This window comes from Actinoplanes sp. URMC 104, from assembly GCF_051386375.1.
In the GTDB taxonomy this organism is placed as follows: domain Bacteria; phylum Actinomycetota; class Actinomycetes; order Mycobacteriales; family Micromonosporaceae; genus Actinoplanes.
Genome location: NZ_JBPQTO010000004.1, coordinates 972814 through 997604, shown reverse-complemented (window position 1 = coordinate 997604; position 24791 = coordinate 972814). Strand labels below are relative to the sequence as shown.

Here is a 24791-nt window from a genome sequence, read left to right as displayed (position 1 = left end):
CCCCGGTCAGCTCGTCCGCAACCGGCCCCCGGCGACCGGGGCGGGGCGGCCGATCAGGTAGCCCTGTACGTAGTCGACGCCCAGCTCACGCAGCAGGCGCAGGGTCGGCTCGTCCTGCACGAACTCCGCCACGGTGTGGATCCCGTACGCCTGGCAGACCTGCACCAGCGCGCGCACGAGCACCTGGTCCTGGGGGTTGTCCACCAGGTCCACCACGTACTCGCCGTCTATCTTCACCAGGTCGATCGGGAAGATCCGCAGGTAGCGGAACGAGGCGTAGCCGGAGCCGAAGTCGTCGAGCGCGAGCTCGCAGCCGAGGTCGCGGATGCGGTCGGCGAACCGGCGGGCCTCGCTGAGGTTGCCGATGAGCGCGGTCTCGGTGATCTCGAAGGTCAGCTGCTCGGGCTTCACCCCGTACTGCTCCAGCAGCCTCTCCACCTCGGCGGTGAGCCGCGGGTCGCCCACCGAGCGCCCGGAAAGGTTGATCTGCAGGCAGGAGTCCGGCTGGTCGGCGGCGAGCTGCATGGCGCGCTCCACCACCCACAGGTCGATGTCGAACACCGCGTCGAGGCGCTCGGCGATGTCGAGCACCTGGATCGGCGACTGCGGGCCGTCCCCGTCGTCGAGCACTCGCAGCAGCAGCTCGTGCCGGGTGATCTCGTTGGTCTGCAGCTCGAGGATCGGCTGGGCGTAGAGCGTGAAGCGGTCGGTGTCGAGCGCGTCGGCGACCCGGCTGCGGTAGGAGCCCTGCCGGTCGCGGGCCGGCAGCGGGTGCGGGATCAGCGTGAGCGCCACCTCGCCGTCGCGCGCCTGCCGCCAGGCGTGCTCGGCGTCGATGAGCAGGTCGTGGCTGCCCGCCTCGCCGTCGGGGGTGAACCGCACGAGCCCGCCCCAGGCGTGCGCGCGCAGCCAGGTGTCGGGCAGCACGAACGTCTGCGAGCGCACCGCCTCGACCAGCAGCTCGGCCTCGCGCCGCGCCATCGGCCAGGAGGTGCCCGCCAGCAGCACGCCGATCTCGCTGGGCCCGACCCGGCCCAGCAACGCGCCCTGCTGCATGACGCCCTCGAGCACCCGGGCCGCCCGGTGCAGCAGGTCGGAGGTGCGCTCCGGGCGTACGCCATCGAGGTCCTCGCCGGACGGCTCGGGCTGCACCCGCACGACGAGCACCGCCCCGCCGCCCCGGCGCAGCGCGCGGTCGATCTCGTCGGCGAACCGGGCCCGGTTGAGCAGGCCGGTCGCCGGGTCGCGCTCCACCAGCGAGGCCTGCACGGTCTCGCCGCGGCGGGCCAGCCGGTCGCTCTCGCGCCGGGCGCGCTCGCGGGCCGAGACGTCGGTCACGGTGCCGCGGATGCCGCGCACGGTGCCGTCGGGGCTCTTCACCGGGTCGAGCCGGCAGTCCACGTCGAACCACCCGCCGTCGGCGCGGATCAGCCGGATCGTCGTGCGCACCTGGGCGCGGGTGGTCCACGCCTTGGTGATCGCCGACAGCGCCGCGGCGTGGTCGTCGCGGTGCACGTAGCGGGCCAGGACCTTGCGGCTCACCTCGTCCTGGGCGGGCGGGTCGCCGAGCAGGGCGCGCAGCGCGGCCGACCAGACGATGCGGTCGCCGGTGGCCGTGTAGGAGAACCAGGCGGGCCGGTCCTCGACGGGCGCACGCTGCCCCGGGAGGCGCGGCGCGACGTGACGTTGCTCATCGGGTGCAGCCATCAGCGCGCCACCTCCCCCCAGAATGTCCCCGCGCCCCTGAACTATTACGACCCGTCACGCGGCCGAGATAACAGAGGACGCCTGCCGCAAACTTTGCCCCGACTGTCCGGCGAGGCGCCGAGCAGCACTTTCTCGCCCGATCAGAGTAGGGAAATACCTGATCGGTTGACCATTGCGTTGAGTAGTTCCTCCCCCGAAGCCCTGTCTTTTCCATGACAGACAGTCACTGCTTGTGCTGATCGCGGAACCTTAAGCGACTGCTACCCGCACATGCCGCCGACCATGCACGCAACGGCACCCCAAGGCTGCGCCGCGTAACGAGATCCGTTAAGGACGGATATGGTGGAGATTGAGGATTATTCGCAGGCCCCCCGCGAATGATCCTGGCTGGACCGACGCTAAGCGAGGACGAGGCATGGGCATCATCCGGGACATGCAGCGGGAGCGCGCCACCCAGGTGGCCGCCGACCAGCGGGCTAACACCGCGGCCGCGCAACAGCGCGATCTGATCCGGCGCAACGCCGATCTCGCGATCGCCGCCGCGCAGCAGGCTGCGGGCGACGCCGACCGCAAGCGCGAACACCACCGACTGTACGTCGAGGCGCGCACGGCCGACGCGGCGGCCGCCAACGCCGACATCAGGGCCCGGCTCAGCGAGCTCGACGCGCTGCTGCTCTCCACCCTGGACGTCGACGACCACATCGACCTCGAGGTGTTCAAGAAGCCGATGGCCGTGCCGCCGTTCGACCCAGGACCGCTGGGCCGGCCGCTGCCCGAGCCACGGTGGGAGAGCTTCATCCCGCCGCAGCCGCGCGGCGTCGGCAAGATCCTGGGCGGTGACCGGCTGCGCCAGCAGCAGACGGCCTCCGCGCGGCGGGCCTTCGAGGACGCGCAGGCCCGGTGGGTGGAGGCCGAGCAGCGGCGCAGACGCCAGCTGGTGGCCCGCCGCCGGGCGTACGAGGAGAGCACCCGCCGGCACGAGGCGAAGATCGCCGCCTACAACGCCGAGGTGGACCGGTTCGCACGGGCGGTCGCGGACGCCGACCCGGCCTCGGTCGTGGAGTACTTCGCAATGGTGCTCGGCAACTCCGTCTACCCCGACAACTTCCCGCAGCACTTCCGGCTCGCGTACCTGCCCAAGCAGCGGCACCTGCTGATCGAGTACCACCTGCCGCCGATCGAGGTGGTGCCGCCGGTCAAGGAGTACCGCTACGACCGCTTTCGCGACGACCTGACCGCGGTGCCGCGCGACGAGGGCGAGATCCGCCGCCGGTACGTGGACGTGATCGCCCGGGTGACGCTGCGCACCATCCACGAGGTCATCGAGGCCGACCGGGGCGGGCTCGTGCGGCAGGTCTCGTTCAACGGCATCGTCGACTCGATCGACCGGCGCACCGGCGCGTTCGTGCGGCCGTGCCTGGTGTCGGTCCAGACCTCGCGCGAGACGTTCGCCGCGATCAAGCTGCGCCGGGTGGACCCCGCCGCCTGCGTGAAGCACCTCGAGGGCGCGCTCTCGGTCGCGCCCGACGAGCTCACCGCCGTGCCCGAGAAGATCGACTTCGACCGCGACGCAGACCGCGACTTCACCGAGGAGTTCAACGTGCTCGCCGAGATCGACGAGCGGCCCAACCTGGTCACGATGCCCGACGCCGCGTGGGAGCAGCAGCTCGCCGACCTCTTCGGCGTGATGGGCCTGCAGATGGGCGGGCCGGTGCGCAGCGACCGGGGCACCCGCTGGCTGGCCACCGACCCGCGGCCGATCTTCGGCGGGCCGGTGGTGATCTTCGCCGTACGGGGGACATCGTCCGGCTCGGCGTCGGTGCACGCGCTCGCGGGCGCGGTCGCGGCGGCCGGGGCGACCAAGGGCATCCTGATCTCGCTCGGCGGCATCGAGCCGGAGGCGTACGAGGCGGTGGCCGGCCGCCCCCTCGAGCTGATCGACGGCCCGGCGCTGGTGACGCTGCTGTCGAACTACTGCCGGGTGAAGGCCCGCATCGACCGGACCGCGTAGACGTCGCCCGCGTTCGCTTCGTGCGGCAGCCCGAGCAGGTGCTCGAGCATGCGGTCCTTGGAGATCCAGGCGTCCGCGTCGAACGCCATGGTCTCGTTCTGCGAGAAGTCGTACCCCTCGTAGCCGAGCTCGGCGAGCCGGTCGAGGCAGCGCCGTGCCACGTCCCGCGCGATCGTCGTCATCTCGAACGACAGGGCGGGCACGGCGCTGCGCAAGCCGGCGAGCGCCTGGTCCTCGTACCCCTCAATGTCGATCTTGATGAACGCGGGCGTGCCGAACCGGCGCACGAGCGACTCGATCGTCAGCACCCGGACGGTGAGCACCTCGTCCCAGGTCTGGCTCTCCCAGCCGCCGGCGCCGTCGGCCGCGGACACGAAGTTCTCCGACAGCGTCGAGACGGTGGGGTTGGCCGAGTTGACGTGCAGCGGCAGGATCCCCGCCTCGGCGCCGCAGGCCGCCTGGATCACCCGGACCTGGTTGTCGCCGGCGAAAATCTGCCGCAGCGCTCGCACGCAGAGCGGTTGCGGCTCGATCGCGATCACCCGGGCGCCGAGCCGCCGGAAGCTCGCGATCCGGTCGCCGACGTGTGCGCCGATGTCGAACACCAGGTCGCGGGGGCGGACGAACTGCCCGTATAGGCGGTCGAGCGCCGCGTCCCGGTCGGCGTCGCCGTAGTAGTAGCGCAGGGAGCGGTGGAGCGGCGCCATGGCGGGGTCCGCCAGCAGGTCGGCGATCACCGCCGAGCGCGGCCGGACGATGTCGGTCATGAGCCTCGCGTTCCCCTCGGCGGCCGTTCGATGCGGACCCTTTTCCGCAGCGAAAAGGGCATACCCGGCCCGGCAGAGGGTAGTCGGCCAGCACGGCGAGAGAAAGATCTTAAGGAGTGAGCGATGACCAACATCCAGCAACCCGAGATGCGTCGGAGCGAGGAATCGCCCACCACCAAGCAGCGGACCCAGGACGCGAACCCGACCGAGGCGCCGCACGGCAGCCACGAGAAGGGTGGCGGCGCGCCGGTGCCCGAGGGACAGGCGTCGCCGTACGGCCCGTCCGGGAAGGTCGCGGACGACAACTCGTGAGCCCGGAGGAGTTCCGGAGCCGGCACACCGAGGCGGCCGGGCTCCGCATCCACGACCGCGCTCGCGAGGACGCGCCGGGTCTGCCGGTGGTGATGCTGCACGGGCTCGCGGTATCGCACCGCTATCTGATGCCGACGGCCCGGGTGCTCGCCGACCGGCACCCCGTCGTGGTGCCCGACATGCCCGGCTTCGGGCACAGCAGCAAACCCCGGCGGGCGTACGACGTACGCGAGCACGCCGAGGCCCTGGCGGCCTGGCTGGCGGCGCGCGGCCTCGACCGGGTGGCGGTGCTCGGGCATTCGTTCGGCGCGGAGGTGGCCGCGCGCCTGGCCGTGCTGCTGCCCGGCACGGTGACCGCGCTGGTGCTCGCGAGCCCGACCACCGACCCGCGCGCCCGCACCCGGCGCGAGCTGATCGGGCGGTGGCTGGCCGACACCCAGATCGAGGCGCCGTGGCAGGCGCCGATCCTCGCGCGCGACATCGTCGACGCGAAGCCGTGGCGCGTGTTCGCCACGGTCGGCCACTCGGTGCGCAACGCCGTCGAGGACGACCTGGCCAAGGTGGGCGTGCCGACCCTCGTGCTCGGCGGCTCGCTGGACCCGGTCGCGCCGCCGCTGTGGCGCGCCGAGGTGGCGGCCCTGACCGGCGGCACGGCGGTGACCGTTCCGCACGCGGCCCACAACGTGCTCACCACCTCGGGCCGCCGCTCCGCCGCGGCGATCGCCCGGCACCTGCGAGAGGTCTAGGCCGGCGCGATCCCCAGCTCCGCGGCGCGCTGCCACACCGGCGCCATCGCGGCCTCCGGCTCGCGGGCGAAGATGCTGCCGCGGATGCGGACGAAGACGCAGTTGCCCACGCGTTCGAGCACGGCCTGGCGGCGCATGTCGCTCTCCCACTGCTCCGGGCCGTGATAGGCGTCGCCGTCGCACTCGATCGCGAGCCGGCGGCCGTCGGGCGCGCCGAGCACGAAGTCGATGCGGTAGGCGCCGATCCGGAACTGCGGCACCGGCCGGAACCCGCGACTGAGCAGGCGCTCGAGCACGTCCCGCTCGAAGCCGCTCTCGCAGCGCGCGGCCAGGTCCGCGGCCTCCTCGGCCGGGGTCAGGTTCAGGGCGTACGAGAGGAGCAGCCCCCGCGCGTCGTCGGCGAGCAGCGAGCCGGGCCGCACGGAGTGGAAGAGCCACAGCTGGTCGCGCGCCCGCGAGGCGGCCACGTTGATCCGGCGGTGGTACTCCCGCTTGGTGAACGCCGCCACCTTGGGGTCGTTGTCCGAGACCACCATCGACACCAGCACGACGTCGCGCTCGTCGCCCTGGAACGTGTACGCGTCGCCGACCCGCAGCCGGCGCGCCTGGATCTCGTCCTCGCCGATCTCCTCGCGCAGCAGGTGCAGCAGGTACGTCGCCTGGCCGCTGGTGCTCAGCAACGAGATCACGCCGAGCGTCCGCCCGTCGTACCGCGGGTCGCGCACGATGGCGGCCACCTGCTCGACCAGCGCCCGCGCCTCGGCCACGTTGACGTCGCCGAAGCCGGCCAGCGGCTGCCGCACGCCGTCGGGCAGGAAGACCGGGCGGATCGGCGTGAACGACGGCCGGTCCGCGCGCAGCGGCATGATCTTGCCGTCGTAGTAGTGCCGGGACGAGAACTCGATGATCTGCGGCACGCAGCGGAAGTGCTCGGTGAGCAGGATCCGCTCGGGCGAGCGGCGCACCGCGTGGTCGTAGAGCGAGGACTCGGGGTCGAAGTGCTCGGCCGAGGGCACGTCGCCGAGGTGGCTGTGGATCAGCCCGGTCACCGGGCCGACGAAGCCCAGCTGGGGCCCGATCTGCTGGTCGTCGCCGACCACCACGGCCCGCTCGGCCAGCGACAGCACGGGCAGCGCGAACAGGTCGGCCTGCGACGCCTCGTCGACGATCACCACGTCGAACCGGGCGCCGCCGGCGAACTGCTCGATCGCCCGGTCGACCGACATGACCCAGACCGGCACCGCCTCGACGGCCGACTCCATCGCGCGCTGGGCGTGGGCCTGCCACGCCGCGGCCGTACGACCCGTGCCCTTGCCGATCTTGCGGAGCGCGGTGGTCCAGTCGGCCAGCGCGGCCCGCCGCCGGTCGTCCAGGCCGCGCGACACCTCGAGCCACGCGGACGCCACCACCAGCTCGGCCGTGCGCCGCCGGATCCTCTCGCGCGCGTTCTCGACGCGCTGCCCCAGCACCGCGGGGTCGACGCTGCCGATCACGTCGTCGAACCACGTCTGCGCCTGCCGCCACTGCCACGCCGCCAGGCACGCCCGGCCGGAGACGGGCGGAACGCGACCCGCCTCGATCTGGGCCGCCCACTCCGGGGCAACCTCGGCGAGCCTGCTCAGGGACTCGCGGAACCGCTCCGCCGAGGGGCGCAGCTCGGCCAGCCGCCGCACCTCGGCCAGCTCCTCGTCCCAGCCCTCCAGGCTCGCCCACGCCTTCGCGAGGCGCGGCCACGGCCGGAGCCGCTCCTCGATCCGCTGCTCGTGGGCGGCCCGCGCGTCCAGGTCGTACACCGCGGGCGCCGCGTCGAGCAGCCCCGCCACCGGCTCCAGCGTCGCCGGGTCGAGGTCCAGTTCCTGCTGCGGTACGAGGTGAGCCAGGCGCGCGGCCAGCGCGGGCCAGTGGCGTACGTCCCAGTCGAGCGACTGCGCCGCCTCGGCCAGCAGTGCGCCCGCCCAGACCTCCGGGTCGCCCCACCCGCCGGCCGGCTCGCCGATCGTGAGCCGCTGACGCCACTCCGACCAGTGCGCGCCCAGCCGCTGCCGGGCCTGAGCGCGGCGCACCCACGCCGCCGCCACGTCGACGTCCTCCGCGGCGCGCAGCGGCTCGCCGTCCACGCGCACCTCGTCGGCCAGGCGGTACAGCCCCGCCTGCAGCAGCCGGCTCAGACCGCGCCCGCCCGCGAAGCGCTGCCGGATCTCACCCAGCTGGGCGAGCAGCCGCTTCGGTTCCCCGGCGTACGCCTCGGGAACGCTCACCCGGTGACCGGCAAGCGTCCTGGTGAGCGTGGCCAGCTCGGCGAGCAGGGTCTCGGTCGCGGCCACGTGGTCGGCCCAGACAGCCCGCCAGTGCGCGTCGGTGAGCAGGCGGCCGAGCCGGTCGGTCCACGTGCCCTCGCGGCGGCGCAGCCACGCCAGCGCGTCGTGCAGGTCGTCGCGCACGGCTGCCACGTTGGAGGCCCGTACGGCGGAAAGGTCCAGCCCCTGCGCGGCGAGGGCGTCGACGCGGTCGGCGAGGGCGTCGCGCTCCGCCCGGGCTCTCTTCTCGTCCACCGCCGCGGGCAGGTCGTCGGTGGCCGGCAGCTCCCGCAGGGCCGCCGCCCGATCCGCGGGCGAGAGCCGGGCGGCCAGCTCGAGCAGAGCGCCGAACCCGGCGGCGTCCAGCGGCGGCGGCCCGGACACCGGGTCGGGGATGCCGCTGCGGGTGGGCGCCCGCTCGCGCAGCCAGGCGCCCACCTCGACCGGCGTCAGCGGCGCGCCGTCGATCTCGTACGTGACCGCCTCGTTCTCGGCGATCGCACGCAGGCCACCCAGCGCCGCGGCCAGCTCGCGCTCGGCCTCCTCCAGCAGCGCGGTGAGGCGCTCGACGCGGCGGGCCTCCGCGTCGCGGTCCAGGGTGGCGGCGCGGTCGGACAGCTCGCGGGCGGCGAGTTGCAGCTGGACGAGCTGGTCGGTGGTGCGGCCGAGCACGGCCAGGCACAGCGAGCGGATCTCCTCCGGCAACCCGTCGCGCAGCACCCGCAGCGGATCCTCCTTCTGGGCCACGACCAGCACGCGCTTGCCGTTCGCCATGAGGTGGCAGATCAGGTTGCGGATGGTGTGGGTCTTGCCGGTGCCGGGCGGCCCCTGCACGGCGACGTTGCGGTGCAGGGCCAGGCGGCGGGCGATCGACTCCTGCGCCTCGTTGGTGGGCAGCGGCATGAGCAGCCGCTCGCCGACGCGCTGCCAGCGCTCCGGCTCGTCGCCGGGCATCCGCAGCTTGCTGGGCTCGTGCGCGACGATCGCGGCGAGCGCGCCGACCGCGGTGGTGTCGCCGGCGAGCAGGCGGTCGCGCAGGCTCTCGAGGAAACCGCGCAGCAGCCGCTGCCTGGGCCGGGCGAACAGCACGCCGACGTCCTTGACGTGCGGCCGGACGTCGTCCTCGTCGGTGATCAGGCGGTCGAGGCCCAGCCGGCCGAGCGCGCGCTCGAACAGCTCCCGCCGGTCGAGGTCGTTCCACAGGTCGACCTCGAGCGTGCCGGCCGGTCCGGCGAGCGCGACCAGCTGGCTCAGGTAGCGGTCGTCGAGGCCGGTGAGCGCGTCCGTCTGCAGCCGCGACGGCCCGGCCGGCGACACCGTGACCAGCGAGCGGTCCGGCTCGTACTCGATCAGCACCGGCGTGGTCACCAGCGGATAGCGGACGCGCTCGCCGTTGACCGTCGTCTCGAGCAGCCCGTGCCCCCAGACCAGCTCGGTCGTGGCGGCGGTCATGTCGAGCTGGTGCATGAGGTCGAACAGCCGCCGGTGCAGCGCCCGGGTCTTCTCGGCCTCCGCCGTGGCCGCCGCCCACGGCCGCCACACCTGCTCGCGCCAGGCGGCGAACTCCTCGTCCTCGCCCGGGTCGTCCGGCGCGGGCTCGGCCCCGGCGGTGACGTCGCCCCGCAGCCGGCGCCTCAGCTCCGCGGGCACCCGCACCGGCGGCGGCAGAGCGGGCAGCCCGACCCGCAGCCACGAGGCTCCCGCTGCCCCGTCGAGATCCGCGCCGGTGGGGCCCAGGCTGCAGGCGGGATGGCCGGGCAGCAGGTCGAGGCGGAGCGTGTCGGCGGGAACGGTCCGTGCGGGCCGTTCCATCTGAGCGCGTACGGCGAGAAGATAGTCGGCGACCGCAACGGCCCGGTCCCGGATCGTCGTGGGGGACTCCAGCTGCTCGGCCATCCTCGGAAGTCTAGGACGCCAGGTCCTCCCGCCGGTCGGCGTCACACCCGCGCGCCGGGCGGGGGACGCGGATCGCAGGCCCGGGCCGCTATGGTGTCGCCGCTGATCAACAACCGGAGCGGGGAAGACGTGAGCGACAGGCCATCGGAGACACCGGACTCACCGGACAATCCCGGCTCCTCGGGCACGCCTCACGGACAGCAACCGCCGCCGGCTCAGGACCCGTGGCACGGTTACCGCGACCCCGGCCAGGGCTTCCCGCCCGCCGGCCAGGGCTTCCCGCCCGCCGGCTACGGCGTACCCGGCCAGGGCCTCCCGCCGGGCGGCTACGGCATGCCCGGTCAGGGTTTCCCGCCGGGCGGCTACGGCATGCCCGGTCAGGCGCTGCCGCCCGGCTACTACGCCGGACCCGACGACCCGCTGGTCAGCGCGGACTTCGGCGGATGGTGGCGGCGCAGCTTCACCCTGCTCGCGGCCGTCTGGCGGCCCATGACGCTGGTGCAGCTGGTCTGGGCGGTCCCGCTGGTGATCGTCGGCCTGGTCGCCGCCTTCGTCGTTCCCGACGCGAACGAGATCGACGCCGACGAGATCTCGTTCGACGACTTCGTGGCGCCGCTGCTGGTGCTGATCGTGTTCACGTTCGCCGCGGTGCTGCTGAGCCTGGTCGCCAACCTCGCCACGCTCGACGTGCTGGTGCAGCGCGCCACCGGTCAGCCGGTCTCGGCCGGCCGGGCGCTGCGCACGGGCCTGCGCCGGTTCTTCCCGCTGGTGGGGTGGCAGCTGCTGGCGGGCCTGATGATCCTGGTCGGACTGCTGTTCTGCATCCTGCCCGGCATCTACCTCACGTTCGTGTTCATCACGCTGCCGGCGATCATCCTGCTCGAACGCGGCCGGGGCATCGGTCGCGCGTTCCAGCTGTTCCACGCCGACTTCGGACCGGCGCTCGCCCGCGCCGCGACCACCGTGGGCCTGTACGCCGCGTTCGCGCTGGCCGAGACCGTGTTCAGTACGATCCTGGACCCCCGCGGCGACGCGGGCACCGCCGTGAGCGTGTTCCTGGCCTTCGTGTCCGCCGCGTTCTCCATCGCCACGGGCGTCGTGATCAGCCCGCTCGTGCTCACCGCGTACGCCGACATGCGCGCCCGCCACGAGCCGTTCTCCACCGCGTACCTGGCCCCCCACCCCGGCGGGAAGTGACGCTCGCAGCTCGCTCCGCGCGGCCGCGGCTCCCGCTCCTCTGGCCGCGGATTACAGCTCCTCGGGCCGCGGCTCCCGCTCCTCTGGCCGCGGCTCCCGCTCCTCTGGCCGCGGCTCCCGCTCCTCTGGCCGCGGCTCCCGCTCCTCGGGCCGCGGATCACAGCTCCTCGGGGTCGCGGCCGACTGCGGAACGACCACCGTCCACCGGGATCACTGCGCCGTTGACGAACGACGACCGCTCCGACAGCAGGAACGCCGCCGCCTCGGCCACCTCGTCGGTGCGCCCCATCCGGCCCAGCGGCTGCAGCAGGCGGATCTCCCGTTCGAAGCCATCGCGCGCCGCCGGGTCGAGCCCGGCCAGGTGGGCGTCCGAGCGGTCGGTGGCGATCGAGCCGAGGGCGAGGGCGTTCACCCGTACGCCGTGGCGCCCGTAATCCACCGCCAGCGCCCGCGTCAGCCCCTCGATGGCCGCCTTCGCCGTCGCGTAGGCGAAGGCACCGCGGACCGGCCGTTGCGCCTGGTGGGAGGAGATGTTCACGATCGATCCTCCGGCGCCCGCCGCGAGGAAGGCACGGATCGCCGCCCGGCATCCCGCGAGCACCGGCCCGACGTTGCGGGCGACGAGAGTCTCCGCCTCGTCCGCCGTGATCTCGTGCAGCCACCCGTCGGGAAAGATCGCCGCGTTGTTGACCCAGCCGCGCAGCTCCCCCGCCGCCTCGACGGCCTGAGCCACGACCCGCTCGTCCGAGGCGTCCCCGATCACCGGGACGACCTGCCCCTCGGCCCACTCGAGCGCCCGCGGATCGAACTCCACCACGACGACCCGCACCCCGTCGGCCACGAGCCGTTCCACGATCGCGCGCCCGACGCCACGTCCCCCACCGGTAACCACCACAGAAGTCACCCGTAGGTCTTACCGCGTACGCCGTCTTCCCGCAGACCCGCGCCGTCGTCGGCGGATCCGGTCTTCCCGCAGGCCCACGCCGTCGCCCGCGGATCCACGCGGCCTTCCCGGCGGTCCGCGCTGCCCTCCCCCAGGCCGGCTATCGGCATGGGCTCCGGCCGTACGCTCCGGCGACCCTGGCGCAGCCGCGACCACCGGAGCGCCGCGCGCTCCGAATCCGTACACCCGGAAACGACTATCGCCGGCCGAGGGCCGACCAGATCTCCGCGACGTTCCGGTACTCGGTGTCGGCGGGCAGGCTGTCGAGGTCGGCGAGCACGTCGTCGGGCGCGTTCAGGGTTTCGGCGCTCTGCCGCAACGTCTCGCGGTCGCCGGGCAGCGCGGACAGGCCGATGTAGCGCCCGAACCGGCTCAGGTCGTTGACCTCCTCGGCGAGCACGCCGCTGACCTCGGGCTGGTCCTCCGCCGACGGCTCGGCGAGGCGGTGCTCGTCCACCCGTCCGCCGGTCACGCCCTGGACCATGCCGCGCACCTCGTTGGCCATCTCCTCGTCCACGCGGGGACTGTGCTTGTTGCTTCCTCTTTCCATGGTCGCCGAGTTCCCTGGCGCCTTTCGGATAAACCGGGCGGCCCTCGTCCGGGGACCCGCTCGCCGGCACCCGCTCGCCGGCACCCGCATCACGACCGTCCACCCGTCGGCACCCTTGTCGCGGCCCTTCACCGGCGCCCCACGCGAAGACGCGCACCTCCGGGAGACCGGTGGCGCGCGTCTGCGGGTTCGCGTCGCGTCAGGGGAACTGCATGCGACGGGGTCGCGGGATCACGGGCGGGGGCAGCGGCAGGTCGTCGAGGTGACTCCAGTTGAGCGAGCCGTTGTCGGTCGACTTGATCTCGCCGAGGCACGCCCGGACCAGGCCCAGGTTGGGCGCGCCGGCGAACCCGGCGATCACGACCTCGGGCTTCGGGTCGATCCGCGCGATCGCTGCGCAGATCTTGGCGACCTCCCGCTCGTCGACGGCGTCGAGCGGCAACGGGGGCTCGGCCTGCGAGCGGCGCCACGGCGGGCCGAAGCGGCGCAGCAGCTCGCGGGCGAGGCGGCCGAACGAACGCCCGACCGGCGCGTCCCGCATCGAGTCGTTGGCGGACTGCCCGTAGCACCACGGCACGACGACGTGTCCGTTGATGACGACGAGCTGGTAGATCGATTTGGGAACAGTGATGATCTCGGCACCGGGGAGCGTGCCCAGGAAGAGCACGAGCTCCTCGTAGGGAAGAGCCCATCGCGGATTCGCGAGCACGCGTTCCATGGCCTGAGTCATCGCGTGGTGAGTGTGGATCTCGCGCTCGATCGCGGTGCTCAGCGCTTCCGGCACCCGGGTCCACAGCTCGCCGGCCACCTTGTCGCCGAACTGCTCGACCACCCACTCGCTCGGACCAATCAGAACGTCTGGGCGCATTCTTTACCACCACCGTCCGTGTCGCTGGCGTTACTGCTGGCTAGAAGAGTTTCATCTCCGGTGATCGACTGGAAGAGTCGACTTTCCAAGATCGGCAAAAACGCCCGTGAATGAAATCCAGCGAAACGATCAAACCTTGCCACGACGATGGAGCAGCAGGTAGAGGATGCGAAACATGCAACTTGCACGGCGAACCGCACGTGCAAGTTGCATGCCGGCTTCGCTTTTCATCCCGCGCAGCCAGTAAATCACTTCGATATTTCAAGGTGATGACCACGACGCAAACATCCACTCACAGTGACGATCCACAGTGCTCTCACCTGCGGCACGACGGCCACTTAACTTCTTGCGCCATACGTGATTCCGTGCACCGCGGCAACTCGACCGGTCGGCGGCGCGAGCGCGGCCAAGACCGTTCCGCTGTCGGATACCCGTCACGGCCGCGTGCGCCGCTCCGGATACGCGCCATAGACCCGTTTCGCCCGATGGACACGGCGGCCTCACCGGACATTCCCGGCCCGGTGACGCAGAGAGAGCGTCGATGTCTTCTCTGCCCACCTGCAACGTGGCGTAATCACTCCACCACTGTGAGCAATAGCACTGTCGCACCCGGCTTGCGCCTCGACGCACAATCATCGACAACCATCCAAGCGATCGGCGTTGAGCCGGTTCATTCACCCCCACCGACAGGCCCGAAGTTGCCATCGGAGTGGGCGATCGATACATCACCGGCCATAATCGCGCGACGCATTGCTAAAGCGATTCAGTCGTCCCCAGGTGCGTGGGGACCGAGATCGAACCAGCACAGTTGCCCCGGAGACGCCACCACGGACCGCTGCCCCGCCTCACTGACGAAGCGGTCGCTCACCTCTTGCGCGCCACCCGCCCAGGGCCGAAAACCACCCACAAGATCGCCCGCCACCAGAACCCCGTCACGCAGATCCACCGCAAGATCCGCAATCATCCGCCGATAGGCGTCCTCGGCGGACAGCGAGAACTCGTCCCGATAATCCGACTGAATCTCAAAGTCCGAGACCCAGTCGTCCCGCAACGCCGCCGGCACCGACCACGGCACCCGCATGAGACCACCGCCATTCAGCTTCCCGCCGTCGCGCGAATCAGCTACGCGGACGGCACCAGAGCCATCAGCGCGCCGCTCTCCCCGGCGACCACGTCTCGTGCTCGTCGAGCACGCCGGTGTCCAGCGGCCCTTCGACCACCTCGAGCGCCGGCCACGTGACGGCGAAGATCCGCGCCCGCCCGGCGTCGACGATCCGCCGCGCAACTCGGGCCGCGAGCTCCCGGGCCTGCGCGTCGGTCAGCCCGAAGTCGGTGCCCCGCAGCCCCCACACGAACTCGTAAAGGCCGAACGGCCCCTGGCTCAACAGGTCGTCGGCCTCCTGGGTCAGCCACGCTTCCGCATCGGGATGGGTCACGGAGGTCCATCCGAAGTGCCGCTGTCTGCGAGGGGGATCTACACCGCGACCGTCGACCATGGATGCCTCCTCCCCGCATCGACATCGGGCTCACCGTAGTCCCGGAAGCCAACACCGGCGGCGCCTGTGGATGACGGGCGCGCCGTCCACAGGGCGCCGGAAACTGTCGGCGGCTCGCGCTACGGTGCCCCGGTGAATGCGGAACAGCTGCTCAGTCCGGCCGCCGAGGCGGGCCTCGTCGTCGAGGCCGTCCTGCGCGATCTGCGCGAGGGCGACCATCGTGGCGTGGTCGTCGATTCGCCGCCGGGGGCTGGCAAGTCGACGCTCGTCGTGCGGGCCGCGGGCGAGCTGGCCTCCTCCGGCGAGCCGTTGATGATCGTCGCGCAGACCAACGAGCAGGTCGACGACCTCATCGCCCGGCTCGGGGCCCGCTCGCCCGAGGTCGGCGTCGGCCGGCTCTCCGCGGTCGACTACGAGCCCAGCGAGCGGGTGCGCGAGCATCCGAACTGCCGCGTGGGCGCCAAGGTCGCCGACCTGGGCACGCCGGCGGTCACCATCGGCACGGCGGCCAAGTGGGCCACGGTGACCGAGGGGTCGTGGCCGTGGGCGATCGTCGACGAGGCCTATCAGATGCGCTCCGACGCGCTGCTCAGGGTGGCTCCGCGGTTCCTGCGGGCGTTGTTCGTCGGCGATCCCGGCCAGCTCGACCCGTTCTCCACCGTCGAGGTCGACCGCTGGACCGGCCTGTCGTGGGACCCGATGCAGAGCGCCGTCGCCGTCCTGCTGCGCCACAACCCCGACCTGCCGGTGCACCGGCTGCCGGTGTCGTGGCGGCTGCCGCACACGGCCGCCCCGGTCGTCGCCGAGGCCTTTTATCCCTTCACCGGATTCCGGTCGGGCACCGGGCCGGGCGACCGCGCGCTGCGCTTCGGGCGAGTTTCGCAGGGGCCGCTCGACGACGTGCTCGACGTCGCCGCCGAGACGGGGTGGGGGCTGCACGAGCTGCCCGCCCGCTTCACGATCCGCACCGACGCCGAGGCCGCGTCGGCCTGCGCCGAGCTGGCCGTCCGCGCCCTGGCCCGCGAGGCCGTGACCTCGTCCGAGTCCGGCGGCGGCGCGCTGACCGCCGACCGCATCGCCATCGGCGCGGCCCACCGCGACCAGGCGGCGGCCATCCGCTCTCAGCTGCCGCCCGAGGCGAAAGGGGTCACAGTCGACACTGCCAACCGGTTGCAGGGGCGGGAGTACGACCTGACGATCGTGCTGCACCCGCTGTCGGGCCGGCAGGACGCGACGGCCTTCCACCTCGAGTCCGGCCGCCTCTGCGTGCTCACCTCGCGGCACCGTCACGCCTGCGTCGTGGTGGCCCGCGAGGGCATCGCCGAGCTGCTCGACGCGCACCCCTCGACCGAGCCGGTGCACCTCAACGTGCCGGTCAAGTTCCCCGACGGCTGGGAGGCGAATCAGGCAGTTCTCGCCCATTTGCACAAGGGAGTGTCGCTTAGCCGACACTGACCGCTACTTTGTGTTGATGGCGGTCTTCACGACGGCGGGCTCCATGCAGGACGGCGTCTACCGCCCGATCCTGCGCCCCCGCCGCGGCGAGATGGCAGCGCTCGCCCACCTGACACCGACCGAGGCCACGCGCGTCATGCCGATCCTCGAGCTCGACGAGGGTACTGGGCTCCTTCCGCTGATCCGTGAGCTGCCACCGCGCACCGGCGCGCTCGCGGTCGACTTCGGCGACGTCCCCGACCCCGTCGACCCGCTCGTGGCGCCCTCGCTCGACCTCGCCGAGGCGCTCGCGGCGTCGGGCGTGGCGATGTTGCCGGTGCTGCGGGCGCACGAGAGCCGCCGCCGGCTGGCCGCGCACGGGCTCGCCGCCCGCATGCACCTGCGCCGGGCCGTGCTGCGCCTGCAGCCGCACACCGACGCGGCCAACCCCGCGCAGGCCGACGTGCTGGTCGACCGGATGCTGCGGGGCGCGGGCCTCGAGGTCGAGGAGGTCGACCTGCTGATCGATCTGGCCGAGACGGCCTGCGTGGCACACGCGGACCGGTTCGAGGAGCAGCTGCGGCGGATCCTGCGCTGGGCTCGCAGCCGGCCGTGGCGCACGGTCAGCGTGGCCTCCGGCGCGATGCCGCCCAACCTCGACGACCTGCCCACCGACCGGCCGGTGACCATCGACCGGCACGACGCGCGGGTCTGGGCCAGGATCGGCGAGCCGGGGATCGGGTACGCGGACTACGGCGTGACCTCTCCCGTACGGCGCCGCGGCGTGCAACGGCACCGCCAGCTGCCCACGCTGCGTTACACGGCCGAGCACAACTGGTGGATCTACCGCTGGTCGCGGCGCGGCGGGCGCAGCGACGACCGCTGCCACGACCTGTGCCGCACGTTGGTGACCTCGCCGCACTGGCCGGCGGCCGGCGCGCGCTTCTCGTGGGGCGACGCCGAGATCGCCCGGCGTGCCCGGATCGCGCACGGCGCCGGCAGCGCCGCGAGCTGGATGTCGTGGAGCACCTCACACCACATCGCGCATGTGCTGCAAAGCCTGAGGGCCGGCTGAAACTGTCGTACGCTTGTTCTAATGTCGCTGACAGCCGCGTTGGCCTACGCCCGGCACGGGATCCCCGTCCTGCCGGTGCATGCGCCTGATCCGCGCGGCGGCTGCACCTGCGACAAGGGAGTGTCATGCGCGCGACCCGGCAAGCATCCCCATCTGCGCCACGGTCTCACCGAGGCGAGCACCGACCCGCGACAGATAGACCTGTGGTGGGAGCGCTGGCCCGGCGCCAACGTCGGCCTGCGCACCGGCATCGTGATGGACGTGGCCGATGTCGACTCCGCCGAGGGGTGGCACGGGCTGTGCCACCTGCTCGGGGGCGATCCCCCGGCGGGCCCCCGCGTGCGCACGGGCAGCGGCGGGTGGCACTTCTGGTTCGCGCCGATGGGCTACGGCAACCGCGTACGGCTGCTGCCCGGCCTCGATTGGCGGGGCGCCGGGGGTTACGTGGTCGCCCCGCCGTCGCGCCACCACTCGGGCGGCGACTATCGGTGGGTGCACCCGCCGGGCGAGCCGCTGCCCGAGGGCCCCGAGGCCCTGCGCGCCCTGATCGAGGGGCCCGCTCCGTCGCACAGCCGGCGGGCGATCGCCCATCCGACGAGGTACGCGCGGGCGGCGCTGACCGCCGAGGCCGATCGGGTGGCGCGCGCGCCCGTGGGCGCCCGCAACGACACGCTCAACCGGGCGGCGTACGCGCTGGGCCGGTTCGTCGGCGCCGGGCTGCTCGACCTGACCGAGACCATGCGCGAGCTGGAGGACGCGGCCCGCTTCGCCGGGCTGGGCCGGGCCGAGATCCGCGGCACCCTGCGGTCGGGGCTCACGGCGGGCCGGCGCACGCCTTTCGATCCGGTTGCACTTGATTCCGGTTCACGTCGCCACGTGGCGTGAAAACACTTCTGCCCCAAAGATGGGGGCATGACCGAGAGGACCGAGACACGCGCACGAGAGCTGAAGCCCTACGACGTGGAGATCTCCGTGGCGGCGGGGCGGGACGAGGTCTGGGAGGCCGTGACGCAGCCGGCCGTCCTCCACCAGTGGTTCGGGTGGGACTACGACGGGCTCGCCGCCGAGATCAAGCAGATCTTCGTGGACGAGGCGACCCTGTGGGCGCCGGAGAGGATGGGCTGGGCCGACGGCTCCTATCTGGAGGTCGGCGGCGGGGACGACACGGCGCGGGTGCGGGTGGCCCGCGAGGGCACCGGTCCGGGCGGGCCGGAGGTCTACGACGCGATCGAGGAGGGGTGGCGGTCGTTTCTGATCCAGTTGCGGTTCCTGCTCGAGGAACGGCCGGAGGGGCGGCGGCGCACGCTGTATCTGACCGGTGAGACCACCGGGCGGCAGGCGCTGACGCTGGCGTCGGGCGAGTGGCAGCGGTTCGGGCCGCGGGTGGCTTGGACGGTCGAGGACGGTCACCTCATCGTGGTCGCCGGCCGGATCCCGCTCGACGATCCCGCGGCGGCCCGCTTCGAGGTGACCGTCTCGATGTACGGCGTCGACGACCCCGGGTTCGAGGCGGCGCGCGAGACATGGGCGAAGCGGTGGGCGCCCATGGCCGCCGACGCCACGATCACCACGGCCGCCGACCGAGCCCCCGGCTCCTGACGCTCCGGCCGGTCGGAGCCGCGGGCGGCCGGGCCGGGCCGGGCGGCGGCGGGCGGCCGGGCCGGGCCGGGCGGCGGCGGGCGGCCGGGCCGGGCCGGGCGGCGGCGGGCGGCCGGGCCGGGCCGGGCCGGGCAGCGGCGGGCGGCCGGGCGGGCCGGGCAGCGGCGGACGGCGGGCGGTGTCTCCGGGTGGGCGGTCGGGTCACGCGCGCGGGGGAATTGTGGATTGTCGGGGGATGAGGGACCAGGCCTGCGGGGGTCGATGGACGAGCGGACCGCCGGTAGCCTGGCAGCTCCAACCTGCCGGGGAGCGACTGTGCTGCGGGGTGACTTGGCAACCGAAGCGCCGGGGAGCGTGCTCGTGGATCCCGCGCGCCTGCGGGCGGTCGCGCGGCTGGGGCTCGGGGCGCGGGCCGACGCGGCGTTCGACCGGATCGCGACGATCGTGGAGCGGCTGGTCGACGCGCCGGTCGCGCTGGTCACCGTGCTCACCGGCGAAGGGCAGCACCTGCCGGGCCAGGTGGGTCTGCCCGAGCCGTTCGCCACGGCGCGGGAGATGCCGCTGGACTACTCGTTCAGCCGGCACGTGGCCGAGTCGGGCGAGATGATCGTGGTGCCGGACGTGCGCGCGGACCCCCGCATGCGGGACAACCCGGCGATCGGCGAGGTGGGCGTGATCGCGTACGCCGGGGTGCCGCTCACCGACTCCGACGGGCTGGTGCTCGGCACGCTCGCCGTCACCGACCGGGAACCGCGCGTCTGGACCGCCAGCGAGCTCGCCCTGCTCACCGAGCTGGGCGAGGTGTGCAGCTCCGAGCTGCGCCTGCGCATCGCGCGGGAGATCGCCGACGAGGAGCGCCGCGCGGCCGAGTCGGCGCACGGTCAGCTCGCCCTGCTCGGCGAGCTGACCGACACCCTCGCGGCCACCATGGACATCGACGCGGCCCTGCACCGGCTCGGCGGCGTGGTGGCCGGCCGCCTCGCCGACTGGTGCTTCATCACGCTGACCGACCCGTCGGGCGACCTGCGGCACGTCTCCGCGGCGCACCACGACCCGGCGCACGCCACGACCGCGGGCCGCCTCGCCGAGCTGGCCCGCGTGGCACGGTTCGACGTCAAGGCGCTGCTGCGGGCCGTGCAGCGTACGGGCCGCCCCTTCCGGCGCGACGACGCGGACCCGGGCACGCTGCGCGACCGCCTCACCGCCGGGCACCTCGCCGAGCTGGCCGACCGCATGGGCTTCGGGTCGTTCCTCGTCGTGCCGATCACGTCCCCGGGCACGTACCGGGTGCTCGGCGCCGTGGTGCTGGTCAACGGCCCGGGCCGGGCGCCCTTCACCGAGGCCGAGGAGAACACGGCCGCCGAGGTGGGCCGCCGCGCCGGCATGGCGGTCGACAACACCCGCGTCTACGGCCGGCAGCGCCACGTCGCCGAGGTGCTGCAGCAGAGCATGCTGCCCGAACTGCCGGTGGTGGACGGTGTGGACCTGCACGGCCGCTACCTGCCGGCCCAGGACGGCGCCGCGGTCGGCGGCGACTGGTACGACGCCTTCGCCCAGCCGGACGGCAGCCTGATGCTGGCGGTCGGCGACGTCTCGGGCCACGACATCGAGGCGGCCGCGACGATGGGCCAGGTCCGCAACCTGGTCCGCGGCGACGCGTACGGCCGGGACGACGAGCCGGGCCCGCTGCTCGCCCAGCTCGACCGCGCGCTGCACGGCCTGCACGTGCCCGCCGCGGCCACCGCCGTGCTCGCCCGCCTGCGCCGCGACCACGACGACTACCTGGTCTCGTTCGCCAACGCCGGCCATCCCCCGCCGGTGCTGCTGCGCCCCGACGGCGAGGTCGAGGTGTGGTGGGAGCAGCCGGAGCCCCTGCTCGGCCTGATCCCCCGCGATCAGCGCACCACCCACCACCGTCGCGTGGCTCCCGGCAGCACGCTGCTGCTCTACACCGACGGCCTGGTCGAGCACCCCGCTCACCTGATCGACGACGGCATCGCCCGGATCCGGTCGGTGCTGCACGGCAACCCGTCGCTGCCGCCGCAGGAGCTCTGCGCCCGGCTGGTCGAGTCCGTCCGCCGCCGCGCCGACGACATCGCGCTGCTGGTCGTCGGCCTGCGAGGGCGGTGACGTGGGGTCGGACGCGGAGCTGTTCCTGTTCGACCACGACCGCTACCGCCACGAGGTCGTGCCCGCGCTGGTCGATCTGATCCGTACGGGAGAACTGGCGCCGTGGATCGCCGACGGCGAGTGGGGCTACGACGTGGAGTGGCCGCAGATGGCCGACTGGCTGCGGGACCATCCCGCCGACCTCGCGCGCCACTGCACCTGGCTCGGCGACGACCTGCGCAGCGCGGGCGCCCGTCCGGAAAGGCGGCTGCTGCGCTGCCCCTCCCGCACCTGCCCGGAGCGCGGACGCTGCGTCTTCCACACCGCCAACGACCAGCGGGAGGAGCTGCACGCGCTGCACGAGGCGCTCGTGGCGACCCGCTGCCTGGGCGAGGCGCAGTTCGTCGGCCGCACGGCCACGCCCGACTACTACCTTCCCGTGCTCGATCGCCTCGGCGTGCCCGGCGACGGCCCCGTCCGCGCTCACCTTCGCGCGCTGGGCACCCGCGGAACTGTGGTGGGCTACCGGTGGGGCAGCAGCGAGGGCATCTACGGCTGGCTGACCGTCGCCGAGACAGCCGACCTCGCCGTACGCCTCGACCGGCTGCCGCTGCCGCGCTACGCGCCCACGTTCGCCGGCATGGCCGGGCAGGACCGCGACCGCGACTGGCCGGCGTTGAGCCTCTCCTTCGTGCGCACCGTCGCGACGATCGCCGCCGGCCGCGGCCGGGCCGTGCTGTGGGGCAACGACGTGATCCCCGAGCTCTGGCGGAGCGGGCACTCCTGTTAGGACACGCCGGGTGGGCCGCCGTGGGTCCAGGGCGTGTCGGCCGGGTCGGGGAAGGCGGCGCCCGGGCGGTAGGCCTCGCTGAGGGTGGTCAGCAGCAGTTGCTCCCCCACTGCGGGGACGCTGCCGGGCTCGGCCACGAGCTTGCGGCCCATGCCGCCGGAGAGCTCCAGCACCACGTCGAAGCCGGTCGCGGTGGGCGTGACGGAGATGACCTTCGCCTTCTGGGCGGGGCGCGCGGGCGAGGTGAGCGACGCGCCGGGCTCCACCCGTACGGTCTCGGTCGTGGCCACCATGATGCGGGGGCGCAGCACGGGCCGCTTGCCGCTGTCGTCGATGCGGTCGGCCTTCGCCAGCGTGACCACCCCGCCGAACGCCGCGCCGGTCAGCCGGTGCTCGGCCATCACCAGCGGGTCGTCGAAGGCCCGCTGGACGGCGTAGCGGGCGGCCGCGTTCTCGAGCCGCTGCAGCCGGGCGGCGGCGGCCACGGCCCCGTCGCGGCGCGGCTGCGGCGTGCCGTCCTCGATCAGGTGGGCGACGAAGGCCGAGTAAGCGTCCCGGTCGCTGTCCCACCGGGAGCCGACGCGGGCGCCGGGCGGCAGCGCGCGCAGCAGGTCGAGCGAGGCCCACATCCGCTCCCAGGTGGGCAGCAGCAGCTCGCGGACGGCGCCGGTCAGATCGGGCGAGGAGGCGGCGATCAGCGGCGCGAGCACCTTGTTGTCGAAGTCGGGGTCCGTCGCCGGGCCCGCGACCGGGCCCCGCTCGGCTTCGCGCGCGGCGGCGGCGCCCGAGGTGATCCAGGCGAACAGCGACCCGAGGTGGTTGTCCTCGGCCGCGCTCTGCCCGGTGGCCCAGTGCGTGCCGAGCGCCTGCACGGTGTTGACCAGCAGCTGCGAGCCGGGCACCTCCGCCGCCGAGGTGAGGAACGTGAGCCACTGCCCGAGCAGCGGCACGGACGGCGGCACGGGGTTGTCGCCGTCGGTGCGGCGGAAGCGGGTGGACCGGCCCAGCAGCCGCAGGAAGTCGACGCCGCCGGGGTTGGGCACCCACACCTGCGGCGCGTCGACGAACCGGTGGCGTACGTCGCGGCCGCGGTCGACCGGCACGGCCTCGGTCGCGCCGGCGGCGAACGAGTCGAGGTACGGCACGATCTCGCCGGCGAGGTCGGCGGTGAACGTGAAGCGCTCGTCGCGGTTGCGCGGCTGGCCCACCACGAGCAGCCGCGGGTCGTCGCGCGAGGTGCCCAGCATCGCGGCGAGCGGCGCGTTCGCCTCCCCTGCCATGGCGAGCGGGATGAGCACCAGCGGGCGCTCGTGCAGGTGCAGATGCCGTACGGTCGTGATCGGCTGCGCCCGGCCGGCGGCGAACGCCTGCGCCCGCGCGAGCGCGACGAGCGTACTCAAAGAACCTCGTCCCGCAGGCGCCGAGCGGCCCGCAACAGCGCCGCGGCCTCGGCCTTCTCCTCCGACGCCGGCGCACCGGAGGCCAGCGCGAGCACCTCGTCGACGGTGTCGATGCCGCCGAGCGCATCGCGGACCGGCCGTCCCAGCACGGCGGTCGTCCCCGCGGCCTCGTGGCGGCAGTAGACCGACAGCTCGCAGGCGGACAGGCACTCCGGCGCGTACCGGGCCTCGACGGCGGACAGCGCCGTCATCAGCGAGGACGGCGACAGGGCGAGGTCGAACGAGAGATCCTCGGGCAGCCCGTCGACGAGGGCCGACACCGAGGCGAGCCGCGAGAGCTGGCGGCGCAGCGTCGACAGCTGCTTGCGCACGTCGAGCACGACGGCCACCGGCTGCATCGAGAAGTTCTCCGGGCACACCAGCACGACCTCGTGGCTGACCTGGTCGTCGCCGAGCAGCCGCCGCAGCGCCAGCACGTAGACCGCGGCCTGCACGGCGGCGGCCGACACCGCGGTCCCGTCCGCCTGCCCGTCGATGATCGCGAACGACTTGATCTCGACGACCTGCAGCTGGGAGCCGTTGCGGTACGCGATGAGGTCGGGCTCGAGGTACACCGTCTGCCCCGCCACCTCGAGCGTGAGCAGCGGGTGGTCGAGCAGCCCCTCGGCGCCGGAGCGCAGCAGCGCCCGGGTGCGCGCGTGCCGCGAGGTGAGCGTGTCGTCCTCGTCGGCGCCGAGGTCCTCGTAGCCGCCCACGTACGCGCCGAGCGTCGACCGCAGCAGCGCGCAGTCGTCGGCCTTGAGCATCGCCTCGAACGCGTTGCCGCGGGCCAGCGCGAACCGCGACTGCCCGAAGCTGCCCGGGAACCCGATCCGCTCGGCCAGTCCCACCTTGTCGACCCCGGCCGCGTCGAGCACGGCTCGCCGGGTGCAGCCGGGGTTGCCGGTGAGCGCGGCGACCGTACGGGCGTTGTGCCTTTTGCCCGGCGCGGAGCCGCGCAGCCGGTCGATCCGGTTCACCCGAGCTCCCCGCCGCGCTGGGAGGGCACCGCCGGAGCGCCGGTGAGCTGCTGGGCCGCCGGCAGCGACGCCGCTCGCGCGGCCGCCTCAACCCGTACGGGCTCCTCCTCCGCGAGGGCCGCGACCAGCTCCGGCGACGCGAGTGCCGCACGCGCCGCGTCCGCGAGGTCGGCGGCCTCCCATCCCTGCGGCACGTCCTCCGCGAGCGACCGCAGCAGCAGGTGGGCAGCCCGCCCGGCGCCGGGCCGCGCGGCCACGAACTCCGCCACGCGCACCACCGCCGTCAGCGCACCGGCCCGCCGGGCGGCCGGTGTGACGATCCGCAGCTCGAGCGGCCACTCCGCGAGCGTGACCAGTCCGGGGGCCGCGGTGAGGTCGGGGCGCAGCGCGGCGGCCAGCCCCGAAGCGGGATCGCGCCGCAGCGCCGCCAGCGCGGGCATCGAGAGGTCGCCGTCGAACAGCGCGCTGTGCACGTCGACCACGAGCCGGGGAGCGGCCGGCGCGCCGAGCAGGAGCAGCGCGTGCCGGGCCTGCTCGGCGGTGGCAGGCAGCGTGATCGGACCGTTCACCGGATC

21 protein-coding genes are annotated in these 24791 nt (G+C 73.5%); 10 read left to right on the top strand and 11 right to left on the bottom strand.

The annotated features are described in order from the left end of the window. Window positions 1-6: 6 nt before the first annotated feature. A complete protein-coding gene (locus ACSNN8_RS18495; protein ID WP_436650449.1) occupies window positions 7-1707 on the bottom strand; it encodes an EAL domain-containing protein in 1701 nt (566 codons plus the stop codon). A gap of 415 nt (window positions 1708-2122) precedes the next feature. Between ACSNN8_RS18495 and ACSNN8_RS18490 the strand changes: the two genes are divergently transcribed. Further along, window positions 2123-3718, top strand: a complete 1596-nt coding sequence (locus ACSNN8_RS18490) for a restriction endonuclease (RefSeq protein ID WP_436650448.1) — start codon at window positions 2123-2125, stop codon at window positions 3716-3718. Here ACSNN8_RS18490 and ACSNN8_RS18485 read toward each other — a convergent pair. Next, entirely contained in the window at window positions 3679-4485 is an 807-nt protein-coding gene (locus ACSNN8_RS18485) for an FkbM family methyltransferase (RefSeq protein WP_436650447.1), read from the bottom strand. The two genes, ACSNN8_RS18490 and ACSNN8_RS18485, sit on opposite strands and share 40 nt — an antisense overlap. Window positions 4486-4608: 123 nt before the next feature. On the opposite strand from ACSNN8_RS18485, the gene ACSNN8_RS18480 reads away from it, so the two are divergent. Both ACSNN8_RS18480 and ACSNN8_RS18475 read left to right on the top strand, forming a co-directional pair. Beyond that, on the top strand, window positions 4609-4797 hold the full coding sequence (locus ACSNN8_RS18480) for a hypothetical protein (RefSeq protein ID WP_436650446.1): 189 nt from the start codon (window positions 4609-4611) through the stop codon (window positions 4795-4797). Continuing rightward, on the top strand, window positions 4794-5543 hold the full coding sequence (locus ACSNN8_RS18475; protein WP_436650445.1) for an alpha/beta fold hydrolase: 750 nt from the start codon (window positions 4794-4796) through the stop codon (window positions 5541-5543). The genes ACSNN8_RS18480 and ACSNN8_RS18475 overlap by 4 nt, the downstream gene beginning before the upstream one ends. Here the strand turns inward: ACSNN8_RS18475 and ACSNN8_RS18470 are convergent. Continuing rightward, window positions 5540-9736, bottom strand: coding sequence for an AAA domain-containing protein (locus tag ACSNN8_RS18470; RefSeq protein ID WP_436650444.1), 4197 nt, complete (start codon window positions 9734-9736; stop codon window positions 5540-5542). The two genes, ACSNN8_RS18475 and ACSNN8_RS18470, sit on opposite strands and share 4 nt — an antisense overlap. Window positions 9737-9865: 129 nt before the next feature. On the opposite strand from ACSNN8_RS18470, the gene ACSNN8_RS18465 reads away from it, so the two are divergent. Further along, entirely contained in the window at window positions 9866-10933 is a 1068-nt protein-coding gene (locus tag ACSNN8_RS18465) for a hypothetical protein (protein WP_436650443.1), read from the top strand. A gap of 157 nt (window positions 10934-11090) precedes the next feature. Here the strand turns inward: ACSNN8_RS18465 and ACSNN8_RS18460 are convergent, their stop codons facing one another. The 5 genes from ACSNN8_RS18460 to ACSNN8_RS18440 all read right to left on the bottom strand — a co-directional run bounded on the left by ACSNN8_RS18460 (window position 11091) and on the right by ACSNN8_RS18440 (window position 14730). Then, window positions 11091-11837, bottom strand: coding sequence for an SDR family NAD(P)-dependent oxidoreductase (locus ACSNN8_RS18460; protein WP_436650442.1), 747 nt, complete (start codon window positions 11835-11837; stop codon window positions 11091-11093). 235 nt (window positions 11838-12072) lie between these two features. Beyond that, a complete protein-coding gene (locus ACSNN8_RS18455; protein WP_436650441.1) occupies window positions 12073-12393 on the bottom strand; it encodes a DUF2795 domain-containing protein in 321 nt (106 codons plus the stop codon). Window positions 12394-12625: 232 nt separating this feature from the next. Next, window positions 12626-13294 carry a hypothetical protein gene (locus ACSNN8_RS18450; protein WP_436650440.1) on the bottom strand — a complete coding sequence of 223 codons (669 nt, stop codon included), beginning with the start codon at window positions 13292-13294 and terminating at the stop codon, window positions 12626-12628. Window positions 13295-14057: 763 nt separating this feature from the next. Continuing rightward, a complete protein-coding gene (locus ACSNN8_RS18445) occupies window positions 14058-14375 on the bottom strand; it encodes a hypothetical protein (protein WP_436650439.1) in 318 nt (105 codons plus the stop codon). Window positions 14376-14439: 64 nt separating this feature from the next. After that, window positions 14440-14730, bottom strand: coding sequence for a hypothetical protein (locus tag ACSNN8_RS18440; RefSeq protein ID WP_436650438.1), 291 nt, complete (start codon window positions 14728-14730; stop codon window positions 14440-14442). Between the two features lie 192 nt (window positions 14731-14922). On the opposite strand from ACSNN8_RS18440, the gene ACSNN8_RS18435 reads away from it, so the two are divergent. The 6 genes from ACSNN8_RS18435 to ACSNN8_RS18410 all read left to right on the top strand — a co-directional run bounded on the left by ACSNN8_RS18435 (window position 14923) and on the right by ACSNN8_RS18410 (window position 21797). Further along, the gene (locus tag ACSNN8_RS18435) at window positions 14923-16245 is read left to right on the top strand and encodes an AAA family ATPase (protein ID WP_436650437.1); all 1323 of its coding nucleotides are present in this window, start codon (window positions 14923-14925) and stop codon (window positions 16243-16245) included. A gap of 16 nt (window positions 16246-16261) precedes the next feature. Then, window positions 16262-17299 carry a beta family protein gene (locus ACSNN8_RS18430; protein WP_436650436.1) on the top strand — a complete coding sequence of 346 codons (1038 nt, stop codon included), beginning with the start codon at window positions 16262-16264 and terminating at the stop codon, window positions 17297-17299. A gap of 21 nt (window positions 17300-17320) precedes the next feature. Continuing rightward, on the top strand, window positions 17321-18184 hold the full coding sequence (locus ACSNN8_RS18425; RefSeq protein WP_436650435.1) for a bifunctional DNA primase/polymerase: 864 nt from the start codon (window positions 17321-17323) through the stop codon (window positions 18182-18184). 27 nt (window positions 18185-18211) lie between these two features. Further along, a complete protein-coding gene (locus ACSNN8_RS18420) occupies window positions 18212-18898 on the top strand; it encodes an activator of HSP90 ATPase (protein WP_436650434.1) in 687 nt (228 codons plus the stop codon). 360 nt (window positions 18899-19258) lie between these two features. Further along, a complete protein-coding gene (locus tag ACSNN8_RS18415) occupies window positions 19259-21028 on the top strand; it encodes a SpoIIE family protein phosphatase (protein WP_436650433.1) in 1770 nt (589 codons plus the stop codon). Between the two features lies 1 nt (window position 21029). Beyond that, on the top strand, window positions 21030-21797 hold the full coding sequence (locus ACSNN8_RS18410; RefSeq protein ID WP_436650432.1) for a hypothetical protein: 768 nt from the start codon (window positions 21030-21032) through the stop codon (window positions 21795-21797). Here the strand turns inward: ACSNN8_RS18410 and ACSNN8_RS18405 are convergent. From ACSNN8_RS18405 to ACSNN8_RS18395, 3 genes are read right to left on the bottom strand one after another with little or no spacing between them, the layout of a single operon-like run. Next, the gene (locus ACSNN8_RS18405) at window positions 21794-23197 is read right to left on the bottom strand and encodes a hypothetical protein (RefSeq protein ID WP_436650431.1); all 1404 of its coding nucleotides are present in this window, start codon (window positions 23195-23197) and stop codon (window positions 21794-21796) included. The genes ACSNN8_RS18410 and ACSNN8_RS18405 overlap by 4 nt on opposite strands. After that, entirely contained in the window at window positions 23194-24216 is a 1023-nt protein-coding gene (locus ACSNN8_RS18400; RefSeq protein WP_436650430.1) for a hypothetical protein, read from the bottom strand. Before ACSNN8_RS18400 ends, ACSNN8_RS18405 begins: the two co-directional genes overlap by 4 nt. Next, complete coding sequence (locus ACSNN8_RS18395; protein ID WP_436650429.1) at window positions 24213-24785, bottom strand: hypothetical protein; 573 nt, start codon at window positions 24783-24785, stop codon at window positions 24213-24215. Before ACSNN8_RS18395 ends, ACSNN8_RS18400 begins: the two co-directional genes overlap by 4 nt. Between the last annotated feature and the right edge of the window lie 6 nt (window positions 24786-24791).

Excerpts from the sequence above, each read along its gene's own strand:
- ACSNN8_RS18450 (WP_436650440.1), bottom strand. The coding sequence starts at position 13,294 with ATGCGCCCAGACGTTCTGATTGGTCCGAGCGAGTGGGTGGTCGAGCAG.
- ACSNN8_RS18430 (WP_436650436.1), top strand. The coding sequence starts at position 16,262 with ATGGCGGTCTTCACGACGGCGGGCTCCATGCAGGACGGCGTCTACCGC.
- ACSNN8_RS18490 (WP_436650448.1), top strand. The coding sequence starts at position 2,123 with ATGGGCATCATCCGGGACATGCAGCGGGAGCGCGCCACCCAGGTGGCC.
- ACSNN8_RS18495 (WP_436650449.1), bottom strand. The coding sequence starts at position 1,707 with ATGGCTGCACCCGATGAGCAACGTCACGTCGCGCCGCGCCTCCCGGGG.
- ACSNN8_RS18445 (WP_436650439.1), bottom strand. The coding sequence starts at position 14,375 with ATGCGGGTGCCGTGGTCGGTGCCGGCGGCGTTGCGGGACGACTGGGTC.
- ACSNN8_RS18485 (WP_436650447.1), bottom strand. The coding sequence starts at position 4,485 with ATGACCGACATCGTCCGGCCGCGCTCGGCGGTGATCGCCGACCTGCTG.
- ACSNN8_RS18470 (WP_436650444.1), bottom strand. The coding sequence starts at position 9,736 with ATGGCCGAGCAGCTGGAGTCCCCCACGACGATCCGGGACCGGGCCGTT.
- ACSNN8_RS18480 (WP_436650446.1), top strand. The coding sequence starts at position 4,609 with ATGACCAACATCCAGCAACCCGAGATGCGTCGGAGCGAGGAATCGCCC.
- ACSNN8_RS18425 (WP_436650435.1), top strand. The coding sequence starts at position 17,321 with ATGTCGCTGACAGCCGCGTTGGCCTACGCCCGGCACGGGATCCCCGTC.
- ACSNN8_RS18420 (WP_436650434.1), top strand. The coding sequence starts at position 18,212 with ATGACCGAGAGGACCGAGACACGCGCACGAGAGCTGAAGCCCTACGAC.